Genomic DNA, 18673 nt, shown 5'->3' with positions numbered 1-18673 from the left:
CCTTTTAATGATGTTGCGTTCAGGGTGGGGCGGGTTAGAAGTAGTACGGGAATTTCAGGCTGAAGGAAAAGTCCGGGGCATCGTCGGTCATGCCGATGGACAGGTTGGGCACGATGGTCAGGTTGTCGGTGGCTGCAATGGTCATGCCGACGTTGAAGTAGCCGGCGTTGGCGTCACTGGACACCACCGATTCCCAGTCCCCGCCATCCTGTTTCAGCTTGCTCTTGCGTTGTACAAGGTCAGAAACCGAGAACGACATACTCATTTTTTCATTGAGTGCGAAGGCTATGCCTGCGCCGATCTGGAAGCTGTCGCCGATGCGGACCTTGCCCGGGGTTTTCTGGTTGACCGTGGAACTGATGTCGTCAAACGACTCCTCCAGGTTGTGGGTGTAGGACAAACTGCCGAACAGCACGGCCGGGTCAAACGTCTTGACCAGCGAGATACCGGGGGTGATCGACCAGACGCCGTTACCGGTCGGCAGGGTGTCAGGCACGAACAGGTTGGTGTTGGCGTCGGTCTGGCGCAGTTTGATACCGAACGGGTCCTTGCCGGTTGGCGCCTTGACTCGCAGGGTGACCACCGCGTCCGGGGTGTTCACCGACTCGTCCAGGAACTTGTAGGCGATACCGAAGTTGACGTCGCCAAGGGTCGGATCCCGCGAGACATCCTGTTCCGTGGTGACGTTGGCTGCGCCCTGATTGCCGCCGCCCGACTGATAAGTCGAATCGCGATACACCACAGGCACGTTCACATCGAACTGCCAGCGGTTATCGAAGTTGTAGCGGCCCGTCAGGTCGAGGGTCCAGGTGTCGGCCTTGATCCGGTCGAGGTTGATGTTGCCCAGAAAGATCGAGTCCAGTGCCAGGAAGCCGTTGAGAATCAGCTGGCGAGTGTCATAACGCGAATAGGTTATGCCGGTTTCCAGGCTGAACTTGCCGCCGCCGAAGAAGCCGCTGGCCTCGTCGTACAGGTTGGACACACTCTGTGCAGGTTGTGAGTCGTCGGCCAGCGACTGGCCATAGGATGCGCCACTGCCCCCGGCGGCGCCCCCCGACGCTGCTGCGGCCCCGGTACCGGTGGCCACTTTGGGATTGCCTTTCATGTCGGCTGGCGACTTGGCCAGACGTTTTGGTGGTGGAGAAGCCGGTTGATCTTCGACCTGGCGGACTCGCTGTTCGAGCACCGCCAGGGCTTTCTGTTGTACTTCGTATCGTTGCTTAAGCTCCAGAAGTTCCTGTTTCAAGGTCTCCACATCCGCATCGGGTGCTGCTTGCAGCATCGCCGCGGGTAGAAGAGTACTCAAACATACAGCGGCACGCAGTGATACTGATCGATACATGAATAAGCCGTCCCTTTAAGCCCAATGGATCGAGACTCAGCGTAGTTCAATATCCGATATTGCGTAGTGCTCTGAGTTGACTCAAATTGCAATCCAGTGCGCCGGCGCTCATGCCGTTATTGCTAAGGACAACATTGAGTTGCGTCAGGTTGTTGACGACGTTTGCATTTCCGAGCAGGCGGGTGTTTTGCAGCAGACCTCCTTGAGCAACTTGTTGCAGGGCCGTGCCCTGATTGCCTGCGGCCTGAATGGCCATTTGCACGCCACCGCCAGTGGCCGAAACCGCGACACTGCCGGCGGCATTACTGCCGGAAATCGTTTGTCCGGCCATCAGGGCCTGCCCTTGGGCCGGTACCAGTGCGGGGGCCTGGTTGGCTTCGGAAACATTGATGGCCACGTTGTTGTAGGCCGTGTTGCCGTCGCCGGCGGCGCGTACGCTTTGCGTCACGCCCTGGGAACTGTTGAGTCCTGCGCCACCAATGACCGAGCCGGTACCCGTTTGCGGGGTGCTGCCGTTGCCGGTTTCCTTGATGGTCGAGACATAAAATTCGGGTTTTACGGTTGCTGCCTGCAATTGCATCGAGGTCGCGGCCCCGATCAGATCACCACTGGCGTTGCGCCAGGTACTGCTCATGACGATGCCGAAGCTGATGATCCGCCCCGGCATCACATAACGACCGCGAAGCTGTGACAGCTCCGAATCCTGGATTTCTATGGGTTTGAATCCTGCATTGGCATAGCCTGACGCACTCGCTGCCAGGCAGGCGGCGGCCAGCCAGTATGAGGTTTTCATCTGCTGCTCCCGGGACATCCAGCCCCACTCTTTATAATCGGCGATTAAAAGAAGTCGCTCTGTATGAACCCGAAGTCCATCAATTCAGCATCTTTGACGGGGTTGAAGTTATCCAGCTTGTTCTTGGCGGTCAGCGGAGCCGGAGGACTGCGTAATGCATTGGTCTTGTCGTATCCGGGGCCGACGATGGCAAAGACAATGCCGTTCCAACCTTTGACAAAGTCATCATGGGCGTAGCGTTTGTGTCCTAAAACCGGGTCTCCGATGTAGACCCAATCCTTGTCTGCCCGCTGCAGCACCACGAAATGCTTGTAGCCGCGAATTTCCATCAGTACCACCACCGGAATAGTGACCGCGTCGAGTTTTTCCGGAGGGATCTTGTAGCCCCTGGCGCGCATGCCGATGCTTTCTATGTAGCGCTTCATGTCCAGCATGGAAAAACCTTGAGTACGGACAAGGTCCTGGTCGGAGTTGACCAGCATGCCTTTGATGATGTGCTCCTCATCGACGTCGAGCCAATAAGCCTGGCGCAGTACCGTCGCCAGTGCGGCGGCGCCGCAGCTGAAATCGGTTTTTTGTTCGACGATGTCGGAAAACTTGCGCTCACGAATGCTTTGCACGTTCTTGTAGACGAGTGTGCCACCCGGCAGGGCAGCCACGGGCATCTGGGCAGCCTGGGCGAGGCCGGACAGGCAAAGCAGAGCGAGGAGGGTAGTCTTACGCATGATCGATACGCCTATGCGGACTGAGGAAAAGCCCCGTTTCCGGGGCTTTCGTTTCGATCGCGATTACATGCAGGCTTTGCAACCTGCAGCGATGGACAGCGAGTTGCTTTGTTGGTTGCCAACGCCGGCAGCGTTGTTGAAGCCACCGTTGCCGGACCAGTTGTTGCCCACGTTGGTCATGTTGGCGTTGTTGGTGACAGGGTTTTTCCAGCCATCTGGGGTCATCACTTGTTGAGTGGTCACACCAGCCAGACCGAAGACACCCACGGCAACGAAATCAGATTTCTGATCTTTGCCACCGCCATGGCCTTTGTCGTTGTTGCCGTAGCCACCACCATAACCACCATGACCGTGGTCATCGTCTTTGGTGGTTGCGGTGCCTGCGGCCACGAATGCGCCGGCGGCGGTAACAGTGCCAGTGAGGGTATCTTTTTTGTAGGTCTGAGTGCCGTTGTTGCCGACTTGCAGACCGGTGGTGCTTTGGTTGGCGGCGGCAGCGGCTTGCGCTACACGACCACCGGACACAGCGATTGCCAGGTTGTTTTTCTGTTGGTTGAAGTTGCCGGCGGCGTTGTTCACGCCGATGTTACCCGAGCCGCTGTTGCCGACGTTGTTCAGACTGGCATTGGCAGTGCTGGAGTAGTTGGCAACGGTGTTGTTGGTGTTGACCTGGGTTGCGCTGGAGGCAGATACGGCGGAGCCGAAGATGAAGCTTTCGTCGGCGGTTGCCAGTGCAGCGGCGTTGTCTTGCTGGTTGCCGTCACCGCCAACGTTGTTTGCGCCGATGTTGCCGTTGGCGCCGTTGAGGGAGCCGCTGACGTTGGCGTTATTTTGAGTGCCCTGATTCAACACGGTGTTGCCGCTGTTGTTTTGCACATCGAGTACTGCAGCACCGGCACCAGCGCCGATTTGCAGCAGTTCTTCAAGGGTTGGGCCTTTTGGGCCGTGATCGTGACCATGACCGTGATTGTCATCACGACCGCCTGCCTGTGCTGCGATTGCCATCACTGCTGCGAGTGCGAAAACCAGTGGTTTGAGAGCCATTGTAGGTTTCATGGTGTTTCTCCGTCGTGCTTATTAGTTGGTTAAGTGTTGGTACTTTCTAATTGCACTGCTTCTTGTTTGGGTCAGTCTGCGACCCGGATGCTCAGGGTGTTAGCCATTCGGTTCCCCACCCCGGCACTCTGGTTCACCTGGATTACCCCTCGACTGCCGGTGAAGGCCTGATCACTTGTCGTGACCTGGCGACTGCCGGGGGTGCCAGTTGCTCCTGAGCTCGGTAACAACGCCACGTTCTGTTGGGAAAGGGCGCTATCGTCAACGCTCTGCGGTGCAGCACTGATGCTGATGCGCATGGCGTTGGCCATCTGGTTGTTGGCCCCGGAACCCTGGTTCACGCCCAGTGCGCCGTTGCCGTTACTGAATGAGGTGCCGCCGATGGTCGAGCTCGCGTTGATCGAGCGGTCGGCGGGGGTGTCGAGTTTCTGGTGAATGGTGGTGGTGGCGCTGGCCGACGTGCCGATGGCAATCGACTTGACGTTGGTCTGTTGCTGCTGGTCGCCGGCGGCCTGGTTGACGTTGAAGTTGCCGTTGTACTGAACGCCGGAGTTCTGAATGTTGGCGCTGTCCACGGCGCTCGGATCGGCCATGACGCTGGTGCAGCCAAGCAGAGCAAGCAGGAGCAGGGAACGATTCATCTTATTGGCCTCCGGCCATGCGGGTCAGCGGAGCCAGACCGGTGCTGAGGGAGCGGTTGATGGTGTTGGAAATCGTGCCGCCACCGCCGCCGCCGTGGCCGGCACTCATGCCGGGCAGGCCGTTTGGATTGGTCAGGACGTTCATGCCGGGCAGGCTGGAATCAACCCCGATGTTGCCGCGAATGGATGAGCCACTGGCTACACTGGCAAAGTCACCGTCATTGAGTTCGGTGCTGGTCATCGCTTGATTGATGCGACCGGAAGGGTTGGCATTGACGGTGGTTGGATAGGGGTCTTTGCCGAAAGCGCTGCGTCCGATCGGAATGGGCTGGACGTCGCGATTGAGCACGATCACGCCATTGCCTTCGGCCTGAACGTTGAAACTGAGGAATGTGCTGGCTGCTGATCCGATCAGCAGAAGGCAAGTGAAGGCTTTGTTGATGTTTCCCACGGCGGCAATTCCTTCTTCAGTGGGCTGGCCCAAGTCAGCGTTGTGAAGGAGAGAGCGAAAGCTGTGCCGGTTTTTAAATGTTCTTGGATTTCAAAGGGTTGGCTCGAAGGTGTGCAGGGCTGATACAAAAGCTGTTTCAACATTGAAACAACGCGTCATCGGTACAAGCGCCCATACCTGTTGCAAAGCTCTGGAACAAGGGTTTGCGAGCAGGTGTTTCACAGGCGTAACAAGTCGGGTGACAAAGCGATGAAGACCGTTGAGACGGGCACTTTGCACCGGTGGGAGTGTTTCAGGAACGGACACTTCTGCCCCGGATAGGGGATATTGACCCGAAAACCGGGTCAGCCTTCCAGCAAGGTTCGTACGGCGTCGAAGGCTTGAGTCTGCCGTGCGGCCCAGTCGCCCTGAATGATCCTGACGGGCTGGTGATGTTGCTCCAGCCAGGCCTTGGTGGCGTCGTAGAACCCCAGTCGTTCACTTAACTGCGGCTGACAACGCTGGCCATCGTCGGTCCAGTCGATCTGCTCCGGGGAGAGCAGCAGGTGCAGGTCGTAATGACGCGCCAGCAGTTCCGGTTCCAGCCAGTCGGGACAGTCGCCGAACAGCGTCTGGCTCCAGAGAATGTTGCTCAACAAATGGGTGTCGAGAATCAGCAACGACGGCTGCTGCACCCGCGCCTCGTCTTCCCACTGCAATTGGCCGCGAGCAATCTCGGGAATGTCTGCGAGGCAGGTGTCCCGGGGATTCTGCTCGATGAACCAGCGCACGTACTCATCCACCCGCAAACCGCCGAACTGTTGCTGCAGCCCGGCCGCCAGCCAGCTCTTGCCGGTGGATTCCGGCCCGGTCAGGACAACGACTTTCATGCGCGCAACGCCGGATCGGCGCGCCATTCCCGCCAGCCCTGCACCGCGATCAGGGTGAACAGGGCGTACAGCGCAGCGGTGAGGTAAAGGCCTTTATAAAGAAACAGGCCGACGAAGATCACATCCAGCACGAACCACAGCGCCCAGCATTGCAGGCGCTTGTGCGCCATCCAGAATTGCGCGACCAGGCTGAAAGCGGTCAGCGCCGCGTCGAGCCAGGGCTGCGCGGCATCGGTCCAGTGCGCCATGGCGGCGCCCAGCAAAAGGCTGCCGGCCGCGCCGATGGCCAGCCCTTTGAGCATCGAAGGTGTGTCGAGCCGGCTGACCTCACGCCCGTCATGCATCGTCCCGGCCCGGGTCCATTGCCACCAGCCGTAGACTTGCAGCGCGGCGTAAACCACCTGCAGCAACATGTCCGAATACAGCTTCACCTCGAAGAAGATCCAGCTGTAGAGCAGCACCATGACCAGCCCGATCGGCCAGCACCAGGGGGTCTGTTTGACCGTCAGCCAGACGGCGATCACACCGAGGGCGGCGGCAAACAGTTCGAGCCCGGACATGCAAGATCCTTGGAGGGAGTAAAAGAGGGAGCGGATTGTACCCAAAAACCGGTGGGAGTGAGCTCCCACCGGTGACCGGGATCAGACGCGGAACTGGCGAAGCAAACCGTTCAGTTGCTCGCTCAACTGACCGAGCCGCACGCTGGCGGCACTCGACTGTTCGGCAGCCAGTGCGGTGCTGTGGGAAAGGCCGGCGGCCTGGGTGACGTTCTGGTTGATGTCCTCGACCACGTGCGCCTGTTGCAGGGTCGCACTGGCGATCGAGGCGTTCAGGCCGTTGAGGTTGCGCAGCGCCTGGCCGATGGCATTGAGGCTGGCGCCGGCCAGTCCGGCCTGCTCGATGGTCAGTTGCGACGCCTTGCTGCTGTCGCCGATCACTTTAACGGCGGCTTCGGAATGATTTTGCAGGCGCTCGATCATCGACTGGATTTCCGCCGTGGATTTCTGCGTGCGTTGCGCCAGCAAACGAACTTCATCCGCCACCACGGCAAAACCACGGCCCTGTTCGCCGGCCCGGGCGGCTTCGATGGCGGCGTTGAGTGCCAGCAGGTTGGTCTGCTCGGCAATCGAACGGATCACTTCCAGAACGCTGCCGATCTGCGTGCTTTCCGTCGCGAGCGTACGAATGACTTCGACGGCCTGATCGATGGTGCCGGACAACTTGTCGATCTGTTGCAGGCTGCCGTCGATGTTGATCTGGCCTTGCTGCGCCTGGGCTTCGGCATCGCGCATTTCGCTGGCGGCATGCTCGGCGTTCTTCGCTACATCCTGCACGCCGTAAGTGACTTCGTTGATGGCCGTCGCCACCAGCTCCATCTGCTGCGATTGTTGCTGGCTGCGTTGCTGGGCCTGGTTCGCGTCATTGCCCAATTCAGTGGAGGACTGGCCCAGCGCGCTGGCCGACACCTGCAAATCGCCGATGACCCGGCGCAGTTTGGCGGTGAAGGCATTGAAGTGATGGGCCAGTTGCGTGACTTCGTCCTGGCCATGGGTGTCGAGGCTGCGGGTCAGGTCGCTTTCGCCGCTGGCGATATTGGCCATGGCGTTCACGGTTTCCTGCAACGGACGGACGATGCTGCGGGCGATGAGAATCACCAGCACGCCCATGATCAGCGCGATCACCAAGCCAACAACGGACGCCTTGATGACCTGGCCCTGAAATTCGGCCTGCACATCGTCGACGTACACACCGGAACCCAGCACCCAGCCCCATGGCTCGAACAGTTTCACGTAGGAGGTCTTGGCCACCGGCTCGCTGGCACCGGGTTTCGGCCAACGGTAATCGACCATGCCGGCGCCCTTGGCTTTGGCAATGGCAACCATCTCGTTGAACACCGCAAAACCGTCCGGGTCGCGGATCGCCGAGAGGTTCTGGCTTTCGAGCTTGGGATTGGTCGGATGCATGACCATCACGGGCGTGAGGTCGTTGATCCAGAAGTAATCGTTCTGGTCGTAACGCAGGCCGCGAATCGCAGTCAGCGCCTGTTTCTGGGCGGCGTCGCGGGTCAGGGTCCCGGCCGCTTCCAGGCCCTGGTAGTAGGTCAGCAAACCGCTGGCGGTCTGCACCACATGCTGGGTTTTCTGGGCCTTGGCGTGATACAGGTCATCGTGGATCTGCTTGAGCATCAACAGGCCCAGGGTCAGCAGCATGACCACCGCCACAATCAAGATGAGCCACAAGCGTCGGCTGATCGACACACTGCGCAAGCTGTTCATAACGCTGTCACTCCGGTTTCTTTTTCTTGTAATAAATCACCGCCAGCATCCAACCACGTTTCAGTGGCCGGGCATACGCGACCCAAGTCGTAGAGCGCGGCAGCGCGATTACGGCTTGTCTGTTAGGATTTCGGCCCCGTGGGTGAAAACCTGAACCCAAGTTGCCATTTCACGGAATTTTGACCGTTTCGTGTGGATCCTTGGCCCGCGGAATCGGTACAGCAACACAGCTACGCTGAACGCAGTGAACGTAAAAAAATACTATCGGGGCATGCCTGAGCGCATCGCTCTTTGGGGGATTGATGGACCTTTGGACCGCCTTGCAGGCACTGATTCTTGGAGTTGTAGAAGGGCTGACGGAGTTTTTGCCCATTTCCAGTACCGGACACCAGATCATCGTCGCCGACCTGCTGAATTTTGGCGGTGAACGCGCCATGGCGTTCAACATCATCATTCAGCTCGGCGCGATTCTCGCGGTGGTCTGGGAGTTTCGCCGCAAGATTCTCGACGTGGTCATCGGCTTGCCGACCCAGCCGAGTGCACGACGCTTTACTGCCAACCTGCTGATCGCCTTCCTGCCCGCCGTGGTGCTGGGCGTGATCTTTGCCGATCTGATTCACAAATACCTGTTCAACCCGATCACCGTGGCGACGGCGCTGGTGGTGGGCGGTTTCATCATGTTGTGGGCTGAGCGCCGGCAGCATGACGTGCACGCCGAAACCGTTGACGAGATCACCTGGAAAGATGCGCTGAAGGTCGGCTTCGCCCAATGTCTGGCGATGATCCCGGGCACCTCGCGCTCCGGCTCGACCATCATCGGCGGCCTGTTGTTCGGTCTGTCGCGCAAGACTGCCACCGAGTTCTCGTTCTTTCTGGCGATGCCGACCATGGTCGGTGCGGCGGTGTATTCGGGCTACAAGTACCGCGCGCTGTTCGTGCCGGCGGACTTCCCGGTGTTTGCCATCGGTTTTGTCACTGCATTCGTTTTCGCCATGATCGCCGTGCGCGGTTTGCTGAAGTTCATCGCCAGCCACAGCTACGCGGCATTCGCCTGGTACCGGATCGTGTTCGGCCTGTTGATTCTGGCGACCTGGCAGTTCGGCTGGGTGGACTGGGCGGCGGCCAAGGCATGAGTGATTCCCGCGCACGCCGCCCGGATCGCGGCCCGTCCGGTGGCAACATTCAGCATTTGAAGTTGAAGCTGATGGTGTTGCTGATCGTCTGTGCGTTGCCGCTGTTCGGTTCGTTGTCGATGTGGTTGCGCGGGATTTCGCGGGTGCCGCTGGCGGCCTACGGGATTGTCAGTGTGCTGGCGTTCTTCCTGTATTGGGCCGACAAGCGCAAGGCCCGCGCCGACGCCTGGCGCACGCCGGAAAACGTCCTGCACGCCGTGGAACTGGCGGGCGGCTGGCCGGGCGCATTGATCGCCCAGCAAGTCTTCCGGCACAAGACGCGCAAGGTGTCGTTTCAGATTCTGTTCTGGGTGATCGTCGCGCTGCACCAGGTGTTCTGGATCGATCAGTTGTTCCTCGGTTCGAACCTGTTGGCGCTGGGGTAGGGATTACAGCAGCAAACCCACCTGGGTTTTCTTCGGCAGCTTGCTCACCACCAGTTGATGAGAGCGTTGTAGCAATCCTCGCAGTTCCTCGGCGCCCAAGGGGTAGGGCGGGTGCATGATGATCCACTGCGCCCGCGCCAGATACGGCGCCGGGTGAATGCCCGGTCGGTCGCAATGGCCGAGAAACAGATCCTTGTCGACCTTGAACGCCAGCGACTCACCGCGCAGCCCCTGCAAGGCGAACATCTTGTTGCCGGCAATCGAAAACACCCGCACACCGCCCCATTTATAGTCTTCCCGGGCGCCGGGCAATGCCAGGCAGAAATCCGCGACATCCTTCTCGCTCATCTTTCCTTGTTTCATAACAGCCGCTCTCCACAGGCATTGAACGATTCGACCAGATGATCGATCCACGCGCGCACCGCCGGCATCACCCCGCGTCGGTGCGGGTACACCGCTTGCAGCCAGCCGCCGGGCAACGACCAGCCCGGCAGCAATTGCACCAGCGTGCCGTTGTTCAGCTCCGCTTCGCAATACATCATCGGCAGCAGGGTGAAACCCTGGCCGGCCAGCACACAAGCCTTGCGCACGATGAAATCGTCGATGCCCAGTCGGGCCTCCAGTGCCAGATCGCAACTCTTGCCGTGCTGATCGAGCAGGCGCACATGCACCATGCGATCGGCTTCCAGCGCACCGAGCACCGGCAGGGTTTTCAAGTCCTGCGGATGATTGATTTCCACGCCCTGTATAAAGGAAGGGCTCGCGACCACCACCATTTGCGCCTGACGCAAGCGGCGGGTTACCAGCATCGGTTCTTCGTCGCCGTGTTCGCGCACGCGCAGGGCGACGTCGATGCCTTCGGTGATCAGATCGACCCGGCGATTGATCAGGGTGACTTCCAGTTGCACCTGCGGGTATTTGCCGAGAAAGTTGCTGATCACCACCGGCAGCATTTCATGGGCCAGCCCCGTGGGGCTCGACACCCGCAGGCGGCCACGGGGTTCGCTGGACATGCTGGCCACCGTTTCATCGGCCATTTCCGCTTCCAGCAGCATCGCCTGGCAGTGACGCAGATAGCGTTCGCCAACCGCCGTCAGCTTCAATTGACGGGTAGTGCGTTGCAGCAAGCGTGCGCCGAGACGTTCTTCCAGTTCAGCAATTCGCCGCGACAGGCGCGACTTGGGAATGCCCAGCAAGCGGCCGGCAGCGGCGAATCCGCCGGCCTCGACCACTTTGGCAAAATAGTAGAGATCGTTGAGGTCTTGCATGGGGAATTCCGACTGTTCTATCAGTGGGACAAACTATCGCATTGTTGCCGTCTAATCAGCTATTGGTTTCGTAGGTAGGATTGTCTCCATTCCGTCGCCACCGGCGATTCTTTCCAGGAGATTCCACTATGAAACTGCTGCACATCGATTCGAGCATTCTGGGCGACAACTCCGCTTCCCGTCAGCTGAGCACCGAAGTCGTCAAAGCCTGGCAAGCCGCCGAGCCAAGCGCTGTCGTGACCTACCGCGACCTGGCTGCCGACGCCATCAGCCACTTCTCGTCCACCACTCTGGTCGCCGCCGGCACCACCGCTGAACTGCGCAACGCCGCACAACAGCACGAAGCCGAACTGAGCGCCAACACCCTGGCCGAATTCATCGCTGCTGACGCCATTGTCGTTGCCGCGCCGATGTACAACTTCACCGTGCCAACCCAGCTCAAGGCCTGGATCGACCGCATCGCCGTCGCCGGCCAGACTTTCCGCTACACCGAAGCCGGCCCTGAAGGCCTGTGCGGTGGCAAGAAAGTGATCATCGTCTCCACCTCGGGCGGCATCCACGCCGGTCAGGCTTCGGGCGTTGCTCACGAAGACTACCTGAAACTGGTCTTCGGCTTCCTCGGCATCACCGACATCGAAATCGTCCGTGCCGAAGGCCTGGCCTACGGTGAGGAAGTTCGCAACAACGCTATGAGCGCGGCCCACGCCCGCATCAGCGAGCAACTGTTCGCCGCAGCGTAAGGCTTTCGTAAAGAACAGCTCTCGTTCAGGCAACACCCAAAAAACTCTGTATTCTGGTTCTGCAAGGGCCAGATACGGGGTTTTTTGTGTCCGACTGTTACATAATCTGGCCCGGGTTATGCAGTCTTACGATCAACGTCTGAGTGCAACGCCGCGCCGGAACACCGAACCACGGAGTTTCGGGCGTCGAACACAACGGATCTTTCGATTGAGTAACAACAGGGTGGGGCATCCCATGATGCGTCTTTGTGCAACGTTACTGATTTGCCTGCTCGGCAGCCTGAATTCAGTGCACGCAGCCCCCGGCCAGCACCCACGCTGGAGCGTCGGTTATCACGAAATGACGTTCCTCGATCCGCTCGACCTGCAACCGATGCGTGCCATCGCGTTCTATCCCTCCAGCGACCGCGAGCACATGAGCCTGCTCGAGGGTTATTCGGTCGAAGCCGGCGAAGACACCAAAATCGCCCTCGGCCGCTTTCCGATGTTGATGCTGTCCCACGGCAACACCGGCACGCCGCTGGCCCTGCACGACCTCGCCACATCGCTGGCCCGCAAGGGCTTTGTGGTTGTGGCAGTGATTCATCCCGGCGACAACTCCAAGGATCACAGTCGCCTCGGCACCTTGAGCAATCTGTATGGCCGGCCGATCCAGATTTCCGAAGCCATTACCGCCACCCTTGGCGACCGCATGCTCGCGCCGTTCGTGAACGCCGATCAGGTCGGTGTCATTGGTTATTCGGCAGGGGGCGAGACCGCGTTGATTCTTTCAGGTGCGCAGCCTGACCTGGATCGCTTGCGCCGCTACTGCCAGGAACGACCGGACGACCGCGACGCCTGCAACACCCAGGGCGAACTGATCGTCGATCGCGATGACTTGCAACCGGTGGCCGACCCGAGAGTCCACGCCTTGCTGTTGATGGCGCCGCTGAGCCTGAAATTCGGCCGGCACACCCTGGCCGACGTGCATGTGCCGGTGCTGCTGTACAGCGGCGACGGCGACAAACTGGTGGCCTTCGACAAGAACGCCGCCGCCCTGGCGCGCAAACTGCCGACCGCACCGGATTTCAAGTTGCTGGCCGGGGCCGGGCACTTCGTGTTCATGGCGCCGTGCAATGAAGAGCAGATCCGTGCGATGCCGGCGCTGTGCACCGATGCTGACGGGGTGGATCGCGAAGACATCCATCGCAACCTGATTTCCGAGGCCGGGCGGTTCTTTTCCCATGCGCTGGGCAAGCCTTCCCGGGCGGGGATGCAGACGGCGGATCAGTAAGCGTCAGGCCATCGCCCGACGCTTGAGCCACAAGGTCAGCGCCAGTCCGGTCACGGACAACAGCGCAGCGCCGAGGAAAATCCACGAATACCCCAGATTCAACGCCACCGCGCCCATCAATGGGCCGGCAACCGCCAGTGCCAGATCGAAAAACACCGCGTAAGCACTCAACCCGGCCCCACGGCTGGAGTTGGGCACCTGCTTGATGGCTTCAACCCCCAGCGCCGGATACACCAGTGACAACCCGAACCCCGCCAGCCCGGCGCCGATCAGTGCGTAACCGGTGGACGGTGCGAGCCACAGCAATAGCAACCCGACGGTTTCGATGCTCATGCAGGCGATGGCCGAAGCAAAGCCGCCGAATCGGGCGATAGCGGAAATGAACAACAGCCGCGACAGGATGAAGCACACGCCGAACACCGTCAGGCAATACGCCGCACCGGTCCAGCCGCGATTGAGGTAATAAAGGGTGATGAAGGTGGTCAGGGTGCCGTAACCGATCGAGGCAAGACTCAGACTGGCACCGAACGGCGCGATCCGCCCGAACACCGCCCAGAACGGCAGACGCTCGCCGCGCACTACCGGCACGGAAGGTTTGTTGCGGATCAGCAGCAGAGCACCAGCGGACAATACCGACAGCGCAATACCGAGGCTGGTAAAGCCATAATCGGCCACCATCAGCACGCCCAGCGGCGCACCGATGGCAATGGCACCGTAGGAGGCGATGCCGTTCCAGCCGATGGAGCGGGCGGTGTGTTCCGCGCCGACCTGACCCATGCACCAACTGATGGTGCCCACACCGATCAAGCCCTGTGCGATGCCGAGCAACAAACGGCCGGCGATCAAAATGATCAGGCTTGCCAGCGGGAAGTCCTGAAGCACGGTCGATATGAATGTCAGCACACCGCTGAGGACGATCCCCAGCAAGCCATAGACGATTGCCCGCTTAGTGCCGACGGTATCCGACATGCGCCCGGCCATTGGCCGGCTCAGCAGAGTCGCCAGGTATTGCGACCCGATCACCAGACCCGCAACGACGGCACTGAAACCCAGTTGTTCGTGCACGTAACCGGGCAGCACCGCAATCGGCAGACCGATGCAGAGGAAGGCGATAAAAGTGTAGAAAACGATGGAGACGATCTGCAGGGTGATCGCCATGGAGCTTTGCGGTGGCTGTTGCTGCGCAGACATGAGGGCTCGTTCGCGGGCGGCGGTGGGAGAGTCCGCATCATGGCTTGGCGCTGGAATAAAAGAAAGCAGGCTAACTATCTTTCCTGGGCGCAATAAAAAGCCCCGCCATGGGGCGGGGCTTTCGACTCTAGGCCGCTATCAGAACACGACGCCCTGGCTGCGCAGGTAATCGTCATAGGTGCCGCTGAAGTCGGTCACGCCGTTCGGGCTCAGCTCGATGATGCGCGTGGCCAGGGACGATACGAACTCACGGTCGTGGCTGACGAAAATCAGCGTGCCCGGGTAGTTTTCCAGCGCCAGGTTCAGCGCCTCGATCGATTCCATGTCCAGGTGGTTGGTCGGTTCGTCCATCACCAGAACGTTCGGCTTTTGCAGGATCAGCTTGCCGAACAGCATGCGACCTTGCTCACCACCGGAAATCACCTTCACCGACTTGAGGATCTCGTCGTTGGAGAACAGCATGCGGCCCAGGGTGCCACGAATCACTTGCTCGCCCTGAGTCCACTGACCCATCCAGTCGAACAGGCTCACGTCGTCTTCGAAGTCGTGGGCGTGGTCCTGAGCGTAGTAGCCCAGTTCCGCGCTTTCGGTCCACTTCACGGTGCCGGCGTCCGGGGTCAGTTCGCCCATCAGGGTGCGCAGCAGGGTGGTCTTGCCGATACCGTTCGGGCCGATGATCGCCACGCGCTCGCCGGCTTCAACGGTGAAACTGAAGTTCTTGAACAGGGTCTTGCCGTCGAAGCCCTTGGACATCTGTTCGATGGTCACGGCCTGGCGGTGCAGCTTTTTGGTCTGTTCGAAACGGATGAACGGGCTCACGCGGCTCGATGGCTTGACCTCGGCCAGCTGGATCTTGTCGATCTGCTTGGCGCGGGAAGTGGCCTGCTTGGCTTTCGAGGCGTTGGCCGAGAAGCGGCTGACGAACGTCTGCAGTTCGGCGATCTGGGCTTTCTTCTTGGCGTTGTCCGACAGCAGTTGCTCACGGGACTGGGTCGCTGCGGTCATGTACTCGTCGTAGTTGCCCGGGAACAGGCGCAGCTCGCCGTAGTCCAGGTCGGCCATGTGGGTGCAGACGCTGTTCAGGAAGTGACGGTCGTGGGAAATGATGATCATGGTGCTGTTACGCACGGTGAGGATCGATTCCAGCCAGCGAATGGTGTTGATGTCCAGGTGGTTGGTCGGTTCGTCGAGCAACAGCACTTCCGGATCGGAGAACAGCGCCTGAGCCAACAGAACACGCAGCTTCCAGCCCGGCGCCACTTCGGACATCGGACCGAAATGCTGTTCAAGCGGAATGCCCAGGCCCAGCAGCAGTTCACCGGCGCGGGATTCGGCGGTGTAGCCGTCCATCTCGGCGAACTCGGTTTCCAGCTCGGCCACGGCCATGCCGTCTTCTTCGCTCATTTCCGGCAGCGAATAGATGCGATCGCGCTCGGCCTTGACCTTCCACAGCTCTTCGTGACCCATGATCACGGTGTCGATCACGGTGAATTCTTCGTAGGCGAACTGATCCTGACGCAGTTTACCGAGGCGCACGTTCGGCTCGAGCATCACCTGGCCGGCAGACGGCTCCAGGTCGCCACCGAGGATTTTCATGAACGTCGACTTGCCGCAACCGTTAGCGCCGATCAGGCCATAACGGTTGCCGTTGTTGAATTTCACCGAAACGTTTTCGAACAGCGGCTTTGCGCCGAACTGCATCGTGATATTAGCTGTAGAAATCAAAGGTTTATCCTGCGAAGCATTCTGAGTAGCGAGGGTGCGGCCGGAGCGCTTGGCCCGAGTCGAAGTGCGCTGAGGCGGGAAATCCCGTCATCAACCAAGGGGGGCGCGTAAAGTTTGGCGGCGATTGTACTGGTCTGGCTCTTCCAGCGATAGGGCGGTGATCCCCGGAATGCCGATTGGCGCAATCGCGGGACAGTTTTTCACAGATGAAGGTTCACTATTGGTTACAAACTGTGGCTAAAATGCCATCCATTCACCCAATGCCCTTGCCCGGCATGGGCTCAAGGATGTGCCACCGAGACGCTGTTTTGTATCCAGACCACTGCTACAGACCTATGGCCACAGCCAGAAAGGCGCGCAGTTTGTTCACTTTTGACGTGTGACGATTTCCGTGAAACTCATCATTGCTGCTATTTATGTCATTTCCATTGCATACGTTCACCTGCGTGGTCGTGTGCGTCACAAACTGGGCCGTCAGTTGAGCGATCACTCGACATTTCTCGCGCCGATCAACTGCTTCCTTTATCTGTTTTCGAAAAAACCGAACAAACCCTACCTCGACCCGAAGGACTTTCCCGATCTGAGCCCGTTGCAGGCCCATTGGGAAGAAATCCGCGAGGAAGGTCAGAACCTTCTGCGTGCCGGTGCGATCAAGCGCTCGGATCAGTACGACGATGTCGGTTTCAACTCGTTCTTCAAGACCGGCTGGAAGCGTTTCTACCTGAAATGGTACGGCGACAGCCACCCGTCGGCGCTGCAACTGTGCCCGCGCACCACTGAACTGGTGCAGAGCATCGGCTCGATCAAGGCGGCGATGTTCGCCGAGCTGCCACCAGGCTCGAAACTGGTGCGTCACCGTGACCCGTATGCCGGTTCCTACCGTTACCACCTGGGGCTGGAAACGCCGAATGACGCCGGTTGCTACATCAACGTCGATGGCGAGAACTATCACTGGCGCGACGGCGAAGCGGTGATGTTCGACGAGACCTACATTCACTACGCCGAAAACACCACCGACAAGAACCGCATCATCCTGTTCTGCGATGTCGAGCGCCCGATGAAATATCGCTGGGCAGCCGCGTTCAATGGCTGGTTCAGCCGTACCGTGATGTCGGCGGCCGGTGCGCCGAACGATGCGGGCGACCGCACCGGCGGCATCAACCGCCTGTTTACCAAAATCTACAAGATCCGCCTGCGCGGCAAAGAGCTGAAAAAACGCAATCGCGCGCGCTATTACCTGGAAAAGTGGGCGATCTTCGGTGGCCTGCTGGCGATCTTCATTCTGATCTGATAACTGATCTGATAAATCGGGCGACTGTTGAAAGACAGTCGCCCGATTTCATTTTCACGACGCTTTTTTGGTCTTTTTCGCCGGGGTGGCCTTGCTCGCGGCCTTCTTCGCCGGTTTGGCCGGTGATTTCCCGCCAAGACTGCGTTTGAGCAGTTCGGTCAAGTCGATCACATCCGCCGACTTGCGTTCTTCTTCACCATCAACGGTCTCAACGTCCTCGATCTTGCCTTGATGGGCCTTCTTGTCCACCAGGGCCATGATCTTGTCTTCAAACTCGTCGCGGTAATCCTCGGGACTCCAGTCGGCGCTCATGTCTTCAACAAGCCGTTTGGCCATGTCCAGTTCGGCTTTCGCAAGTTGCGGCTGGGTCACTTCGCTGCCCAGCGCCAGTTCATCGAGGCTGCGCACTTCCTGCGGCCAGCGCAATTTCACCAGCACCAGTGCCGACTCCAGCGGCATCAGCGCCGCCAGGTACTGACGCGTGTGTAACACCACGCGGGCGAGGGCGACTTTTTTGGTTTTGCTCAGGGTTTCGCGCAGCAATGCGTAAACCTTGCCGCCGCGTTTGTCCGGGGCCAGGTAGTAGGGCGTGTCGATGTTCTGCAGCGGGATCTGTTCACTGTCGACGAAGGCAAAGATGTCGATGGTCTGGGTCGAGACCGGGTGGGCCGAACGGATTTCTTCCTCGCTGAGCACGACATACCGGCCTTTTTCGAACTGCACGCCTTTGACGATATGCTCCTTTGTCACCTCTTTGCCGGTGACCTTGTTGACCCGTTTATAGCCGACCGGGTCCATGCTGCGGCTGTCCAGCCAGTCGAAGTCCACGCCCTGGGACGAAGTCGCCGAGACCAGCGCTACGGGGATGTGCACCAGACCGAAACTGATTGCGCCTTTCCAGATTGCCCGAGCCATGGTGCCGTTCTCCGCTTGATGTTCGGGTGACCCGTCGGCATGCGTGAAAGTTTCCGTTGCCCGCCGACGGGCAACTGGTCAAACGGTGTTACACCTTGTTTAGCGATGACGGGTTAACAAATCCGAACCCTCGGCGTAGCGTGGACTCGAAGGCTCTATTCCACGTGCATCGAGAGAGGCCGTCCATGAACCGTTTTCTGCTTGGCATCGCATCGCTGGCCCTCAGTGGCGGGCTGGTTCACGCCGATGCCCTGTTGCTGGCGCAAAGTCCGACCGGCAACAGCAGCAACCCCTATAACAGCCCGATTCACCGGGCCAACCCCAACAGCATGCAGGGCACGCAGCCCGCCAATCCGGTGATTCGTGGGCCGAGTACGGTGCCCGCGCCTCGCCAGCCCACCGTCGAGAACGGCGGCATCGGCAATGGCCAGCCACTGCGTTCGGTGCCGAGCACGCCGCCGAAATTCATTCCCAACCCCCCCCCCCGGGCCGCGGCAACCAACCGTTGAATGGAAAAGCCCCTCTTTTTCACCCTTCAAACAAAAAAAAGGAACGTTGA

The 18673-nt window shown here is 59.6% G+C and carries 20 protein-coding genes; 6 read left to right on the top strand and 14 right to left on the bottom strand.

Features of this window, described 5'->3' with window-relative positions; translation table 11 throughout:
- Positions 1 to 34: 34 nt before the first annotated feature.
- From CAG02_RS02490 to CAG02_RS02450, 9 genes are all read right to left on the bottom strand, one after another.
- A complete protein-coding gene (locus tag CAG02_RS02490) occupies positions 35 to 1342 on the bottom strand; it encodes a transporter (protein ID WP_085708165.1) in 1308 nt (435 codons plus the stop codon).
- A 46-nt stretch (positions 1343 to 1388) separates the two neighbouring features.
- Entirely contained in the window at positions 1389 to 2135 is a 747-nt protein-coding gene (locus CAG02_RS02485; protein WP_085708164.1) for a hypothetical protein, read from the bottom strand.
- A 44-nt stretch (positions 2136 to 2179) separates the two neighbouring features.
- A complete protein-coding gene (locus tag CAG02_RS02480; RefSeq protein WP_085708163.1) occupies positions 2180 to 2860 on the bottom strand; it encodes a C39 family peptidase in 681 nt (226 codons plus the stop codon).
- Between the two features lie 63 nt (positions 2861 to 2923).
- A complete protein-coding gene (locus CAG02_RS02475; RefSeq protein ID WP_085708162.1) occupies positions 2924 to 3916 on the bottom strand; it encodes a heme utilization protein in 993 nt (330 codons plus the stop codon).
- Positions 3917 to 3987: 71 nt separating this feature from the next.
- Positions 3988 to 4557 carry an adhesin gene (locus tag CAG02_RS02470; RefSeq protein WP_085708161.1) on the bottom strand — a complete coding sequence of 190 codons (570 nt, stop codon included), beginning with the start codon at positions 4555 to 4557 and terminating at the stop codon, positions 3988 to 3990.
- A gap of 1 nt (position 4558) precedes the next feature.
- A complete protein-coding gene (locus CAG02_RS02465) occupies positions 4559 to 5008 on the bottom strand; it encodes a hypothetical protein (protein WP_085708160.1) in 450 nt (149 codons plus the stop codon).
- A 344-nt stretch (positions 5009 to 5352) separates the two neighbouring features.
- On the bottom strand, positions 5353 to 5877 hold the full coding sequence (locus CAG02_RS02460) for an AAA family ATPase (protein ID WP_085708159.1): 525 nt from the start codon (positions 5875 to 5877) through the stop codon (positions 5353 to 5355).
- Positions 5874 to 6437, bottom strand: coding sequence for a nicotinamide riboside transporter PnuC (gene pnuC / locus CAG02_RS02455; protein ID WP_085708158.1), 564 nt, complete (start codon positions 6435 to 6437; stop codon positions 5874 to 5876). Before pnuC ends, CAG02_RS02460 begins: the two co-directional genes overlap by 4 nt.
- Positions 6438 to 6518: 81 nt before the next feature.
- Positions 6519 to 8153 carry a methyl-accepting chemotaxis protein gene (locus CAG02_RS02450; protein ID WP_085708157.1) on the bottom strand — a complete coding sequence of 545 codons (1635 nt, stop codon included), beginning with the start codon at positions 8151 to 8153 and terminating at the stop codon, positions 6519 to 6521.
- Between the two features lie 302 nt (positions 8154 to 8455).
- Between CAG02_RS02450 and CAG02_RS02445 the strand changes: the two genes are divergently transcribed.
- Together CAG02_RS02445 and CAG02_RS02440 are read left to right on the top strand one after the other, a co-directional pair.
- On the top strand, positions 8456 to 9286 hold the full coding sequence (locus CAG02_RS02445; protein ID WP_085708156.1) for an undecaprenyl-diphosphate phosphatase: 831 nt from the start codon (positions 8456 to 8458) through the stop codon (positions 9284 to 9286).
- Positions 9283 to 9711: a DUF1294 domain-containing protein gene (locus CAG02_RS02440; protein ID WP_085708155.1), complete on the top strand. Its 429-nt coding sequence runs from the start codon at positions 9283 to 9285 to the stop codon at positions 9709 to 9711. Before CAG02_RS02445 ends, CAG02_RS02440 begins: the two co-directional genes overlap by 4 nt.
- Before the next feature lie 3 nt (positions 9712 to 9714).
- Here the strand turns inward: CAG02_RS02440 and CAG02_RS02435 are convergent, their stop codons facing one another.
- Together CAG02_RS02435 and CAG02_RS02430 are read right to left on the bottom strand one after the other, a co-directional pair.
- Positions 9715 to 10074, bottom strand: a complete 360-nt coding sequence (locus CAG02_RS02435; RefSeq protein ID WP_085708154.1) for an MmcQ/YjbR family DNA-binding protein — start codon at positions 10072 to 10074, stop codon at positions 9715 to 9717.
- The gene (locus tag CAG02_RS02430) at positions 10071 to 10979 is read right to left on the bottom strand and encodes a LysR substrate-binding domain-containing protein (RefSeq protein ID WP_085708153.1); all 909 of its coding nucleotides are present in this window, start codon (positions 10977 to 10979) and stop codon (positions 10071 to 10073) included. Before CAG02_RS02430 ends, CAG02_RS02435 begins: the two co-directional genes overlap by 4 nt.
- A 128-nt stretch (positions 10980 to 11107) precedes the next feature.
- Between CAG02_RS02430 and CAG02_RS02425 the strand changes: the two genes are divergently transcribed.
- A complete protein-coding gene (locus CAG02_RS02425) occupies positions 11108 to 11719 on the top strand; it encodes an FMN-dependent NADH-azoreductase (RefSeq protein ID WP_085708152.1) in 612 nt (203 codons plus the stop codon).
- Between the two features lie 235 nt (positions 11720 to 11954).
- Positions 11955 to 12992, top strand: a complete 1038-nt coding sequence (locus CAG02_RS02420) for a dienelactone hydrolase (protein WP_085708151.1) — start codon at positions 11955 to 11957, stop codon at positions 12990 to 12992.
- Positions 12993 to 12995: 3 nt separating this feature from the next.
- Here the strand turns inward: CAG02_RS02420 and CAG02_RS02415 are convergent, their stop codons facing one another.
- Positions 12996 to 14183 carry an MFS transporter gene (locus CAG02_RS02415; protein ID WP_085708150.1) on the bottom strand — a complete coding sequence of 396 codons (1188 nt, stop codon included), beginning with the start codon at positions 14181 to 14183 and terminating at the stop codon, positions 12996 to 12998.
- Between the two features lie 138 nt (positions 14184 to 14321).
- The gene (locus tag CAG02_RS02410; RefSeq protein WP_085708149.1) at positions 14322 to 15908 is read right to left on the bottom strand and encodes an ABC-F family ATPase; all 1587 of its coding nucleotides are present in this window, start codon (positions 15906 to 15908) and stop codon (positions 14322 to 14324) included.
- A 391-nt stretch (positions 15909 to 16299) separates the two neighbouring features.
- Here CAG02_RS02410 and lpxO point away from each other — a divergent pair, with 391 nt between their 5' ends.
- Positions 16300 to 17199, top strand: coding sequence for a lipid A hydroxylase LpxO (lpxO, locus tag CAG02_RS02405; RefSeq protein WP_085708729.1), 900 nt, complete (start codon positions 16300 to 16302; stop codon positions 17197 to 17199).
- A gap of 54 nt (positions 17200 to 17253) precedes the next feature.
- Here lpxO and CAG02_RS02400 read toward each other — a convergent pair whose 3' ends face one another.
- Positions 17254 to 18114, bottom strand: coding sequence for a Ku protein (locus tag CAG02_RS02400; protein WP_085708148.1), 861 nt, complete (start codon positions 18112 to 18114; stop codon positions 17254 to 17256).
- Between the two features lie 185 nt (positions 18115 to 18299).
- On the opposite strand from CAG02_RS02400, the gene CAG02_RS02395 reads away from it, so the two are divergent.
- Complete coding sequence (locus CAG02_RS02395; protein ID WP_085741427.1) at positions 18300 to 18623, top strand: hypothetical protein; 324 nt, start codon at positions 18300 to 18302, stop codon at positions 18621 to 18623.
- Positions 18624 to 18673: the final 50 nt, after the last annotated feature.

Origin of the sequence: Pseudomonas sp. R43(2017), assembly GCF_002112345.1 — a bacterium.
GTDB classification, from domain to species: Bacteria; Pseudomonadota; Gammaproteobacteria; order Pseudomonadales; family Pseudomonadaceae; genus Aquipseudomonas; species Aquipseudomonas kribbensis.
The sequence above is the reverse complement of the archived record's forward strand: the minus strand, read 5'-3'. Positions and strand labels throughout refer to the sequence as shown.

Bases quoted from the DNA above. Each gene is read 5' to 3' on its own strand.
- CAG02_RS02420 (WP_085708151.1), top strand. From the start codon at position 11,955: ATGATGCGTCTTTGTGCAACGTTACTGATTTGCCTGCTCGGCAGCCTG.
- CAG02_RS02440 (WP_085708155.1), top strand. From the start codon at position 9,283: ATGAGTGATTCCCGCGCACGCCGCCCGGATCGCGGCCCGTCCGGTGGC.
- CAG02_RS02445 (WP_085708156.1), top strand. From the start codon at position 8,456: ATGGACCTTTGGACCGCCTTGCAGGCACTGATTCTTGGAGTTGTAGAA.
- CAG02_RS02490 (WP_085708165.1), bottom strand. From the start codon at position 1,342: ATGTATCGATCAGTATCACTGCGTGCCGCTGTATGTTTGAGTACTCTT.
- CAG02_RS02450 (WP_085708157.1), bottom strand. From the start codon at position 8,153: ATGAACAGCTTGCGCAGTGTGTCGATCAGCCGACGCTTGTGGCTCATC.
- CAG02_RS02475 (WP_085708162.1), bottom strand. From the start codon at position 3,916: ATGAAACCTACAATGGCTCTCAAACCACTGGTTTTCGCACTCGCAGCA.
- CAG02_RS02460 (WP_085708159.1), bottom strand. From the start codon at position 5,877: ATGAAAGTCGTTGTCCTGACCGGGCCGGAATCCACCGGCAAGAGCTGG.
- CAG02_RS02430 (WP_085708153.1), bottom strand. From the start codon at position 10,979: ATGCAAGACCTCAACGATCTCTACTATTTTGCCAAAGTGGTCGAGGCC.
- CAG02_RS02435 (WP_085708154.1), bottom strand. From the start codon at position 10,074: ATGAAACAAGGAAAGATGAGCGAGAAGGATGTCGCGGATTTCTGCCTG.
- CAG02_RS02395 (WP_085741427.1), top strand. From the start codon at position 18,300: ATGAACCGTTTTCTGCTTGGCATCGCATCGCTGGCCCTCAGTGGCGGG.
- CAG02_RS02470 (WP_085708161.1), bottom strand. From the start codon at position 4,557: ATGAATCGTTCCCTGCTCCTGCTTGCTCTGCTTGGCTGCACCAGCGTC.
- CAG02_RS02425 (WP_085708152.1), top strand. From the start codon at position 11,108: ATGAAACTGCTGCACATCGATTCGAGCATTCTGGGCGACAACTCCGCT.
- CAG02_RS02400 (WP_085708148.1), bottom strand. From the start codon at position 18,114: ATGGCTCGGGCAATCTGGAAAGGCGCAATCAGTTTCGGTCTGGTGCAC.
- CAG02_RS02480 (WP_085708163.1), bottom strand. From the start codon at position 2,860: ATGCGTAAGACTACCCTCCTCGCTCTGCTTTGCCTGTCCGGCCTCGCC.
- CAG02_RS02485 (WP_085708164.1), bottom strand. From the start codon at position 2,135: ATGAAAACCTCATACTGGCTGGCCGCCGCCTGCCTGGCAGCGAGTGCG.
- pnuC (WP_085708158.1), bottom strand. From the start codon at position 6,437: ATGTCCGGGCTCGAACTGTTTGCCGCCGCCCTCGGTGTGATCGCCGTC.
- CAG02_RS02415 (WP_085708150.1), bottom strand. From the start codon at position 14,183: ATGTCTGCGCAGCAACAGCCACCGCAAAGCTCCATGGCGATCACCCTG.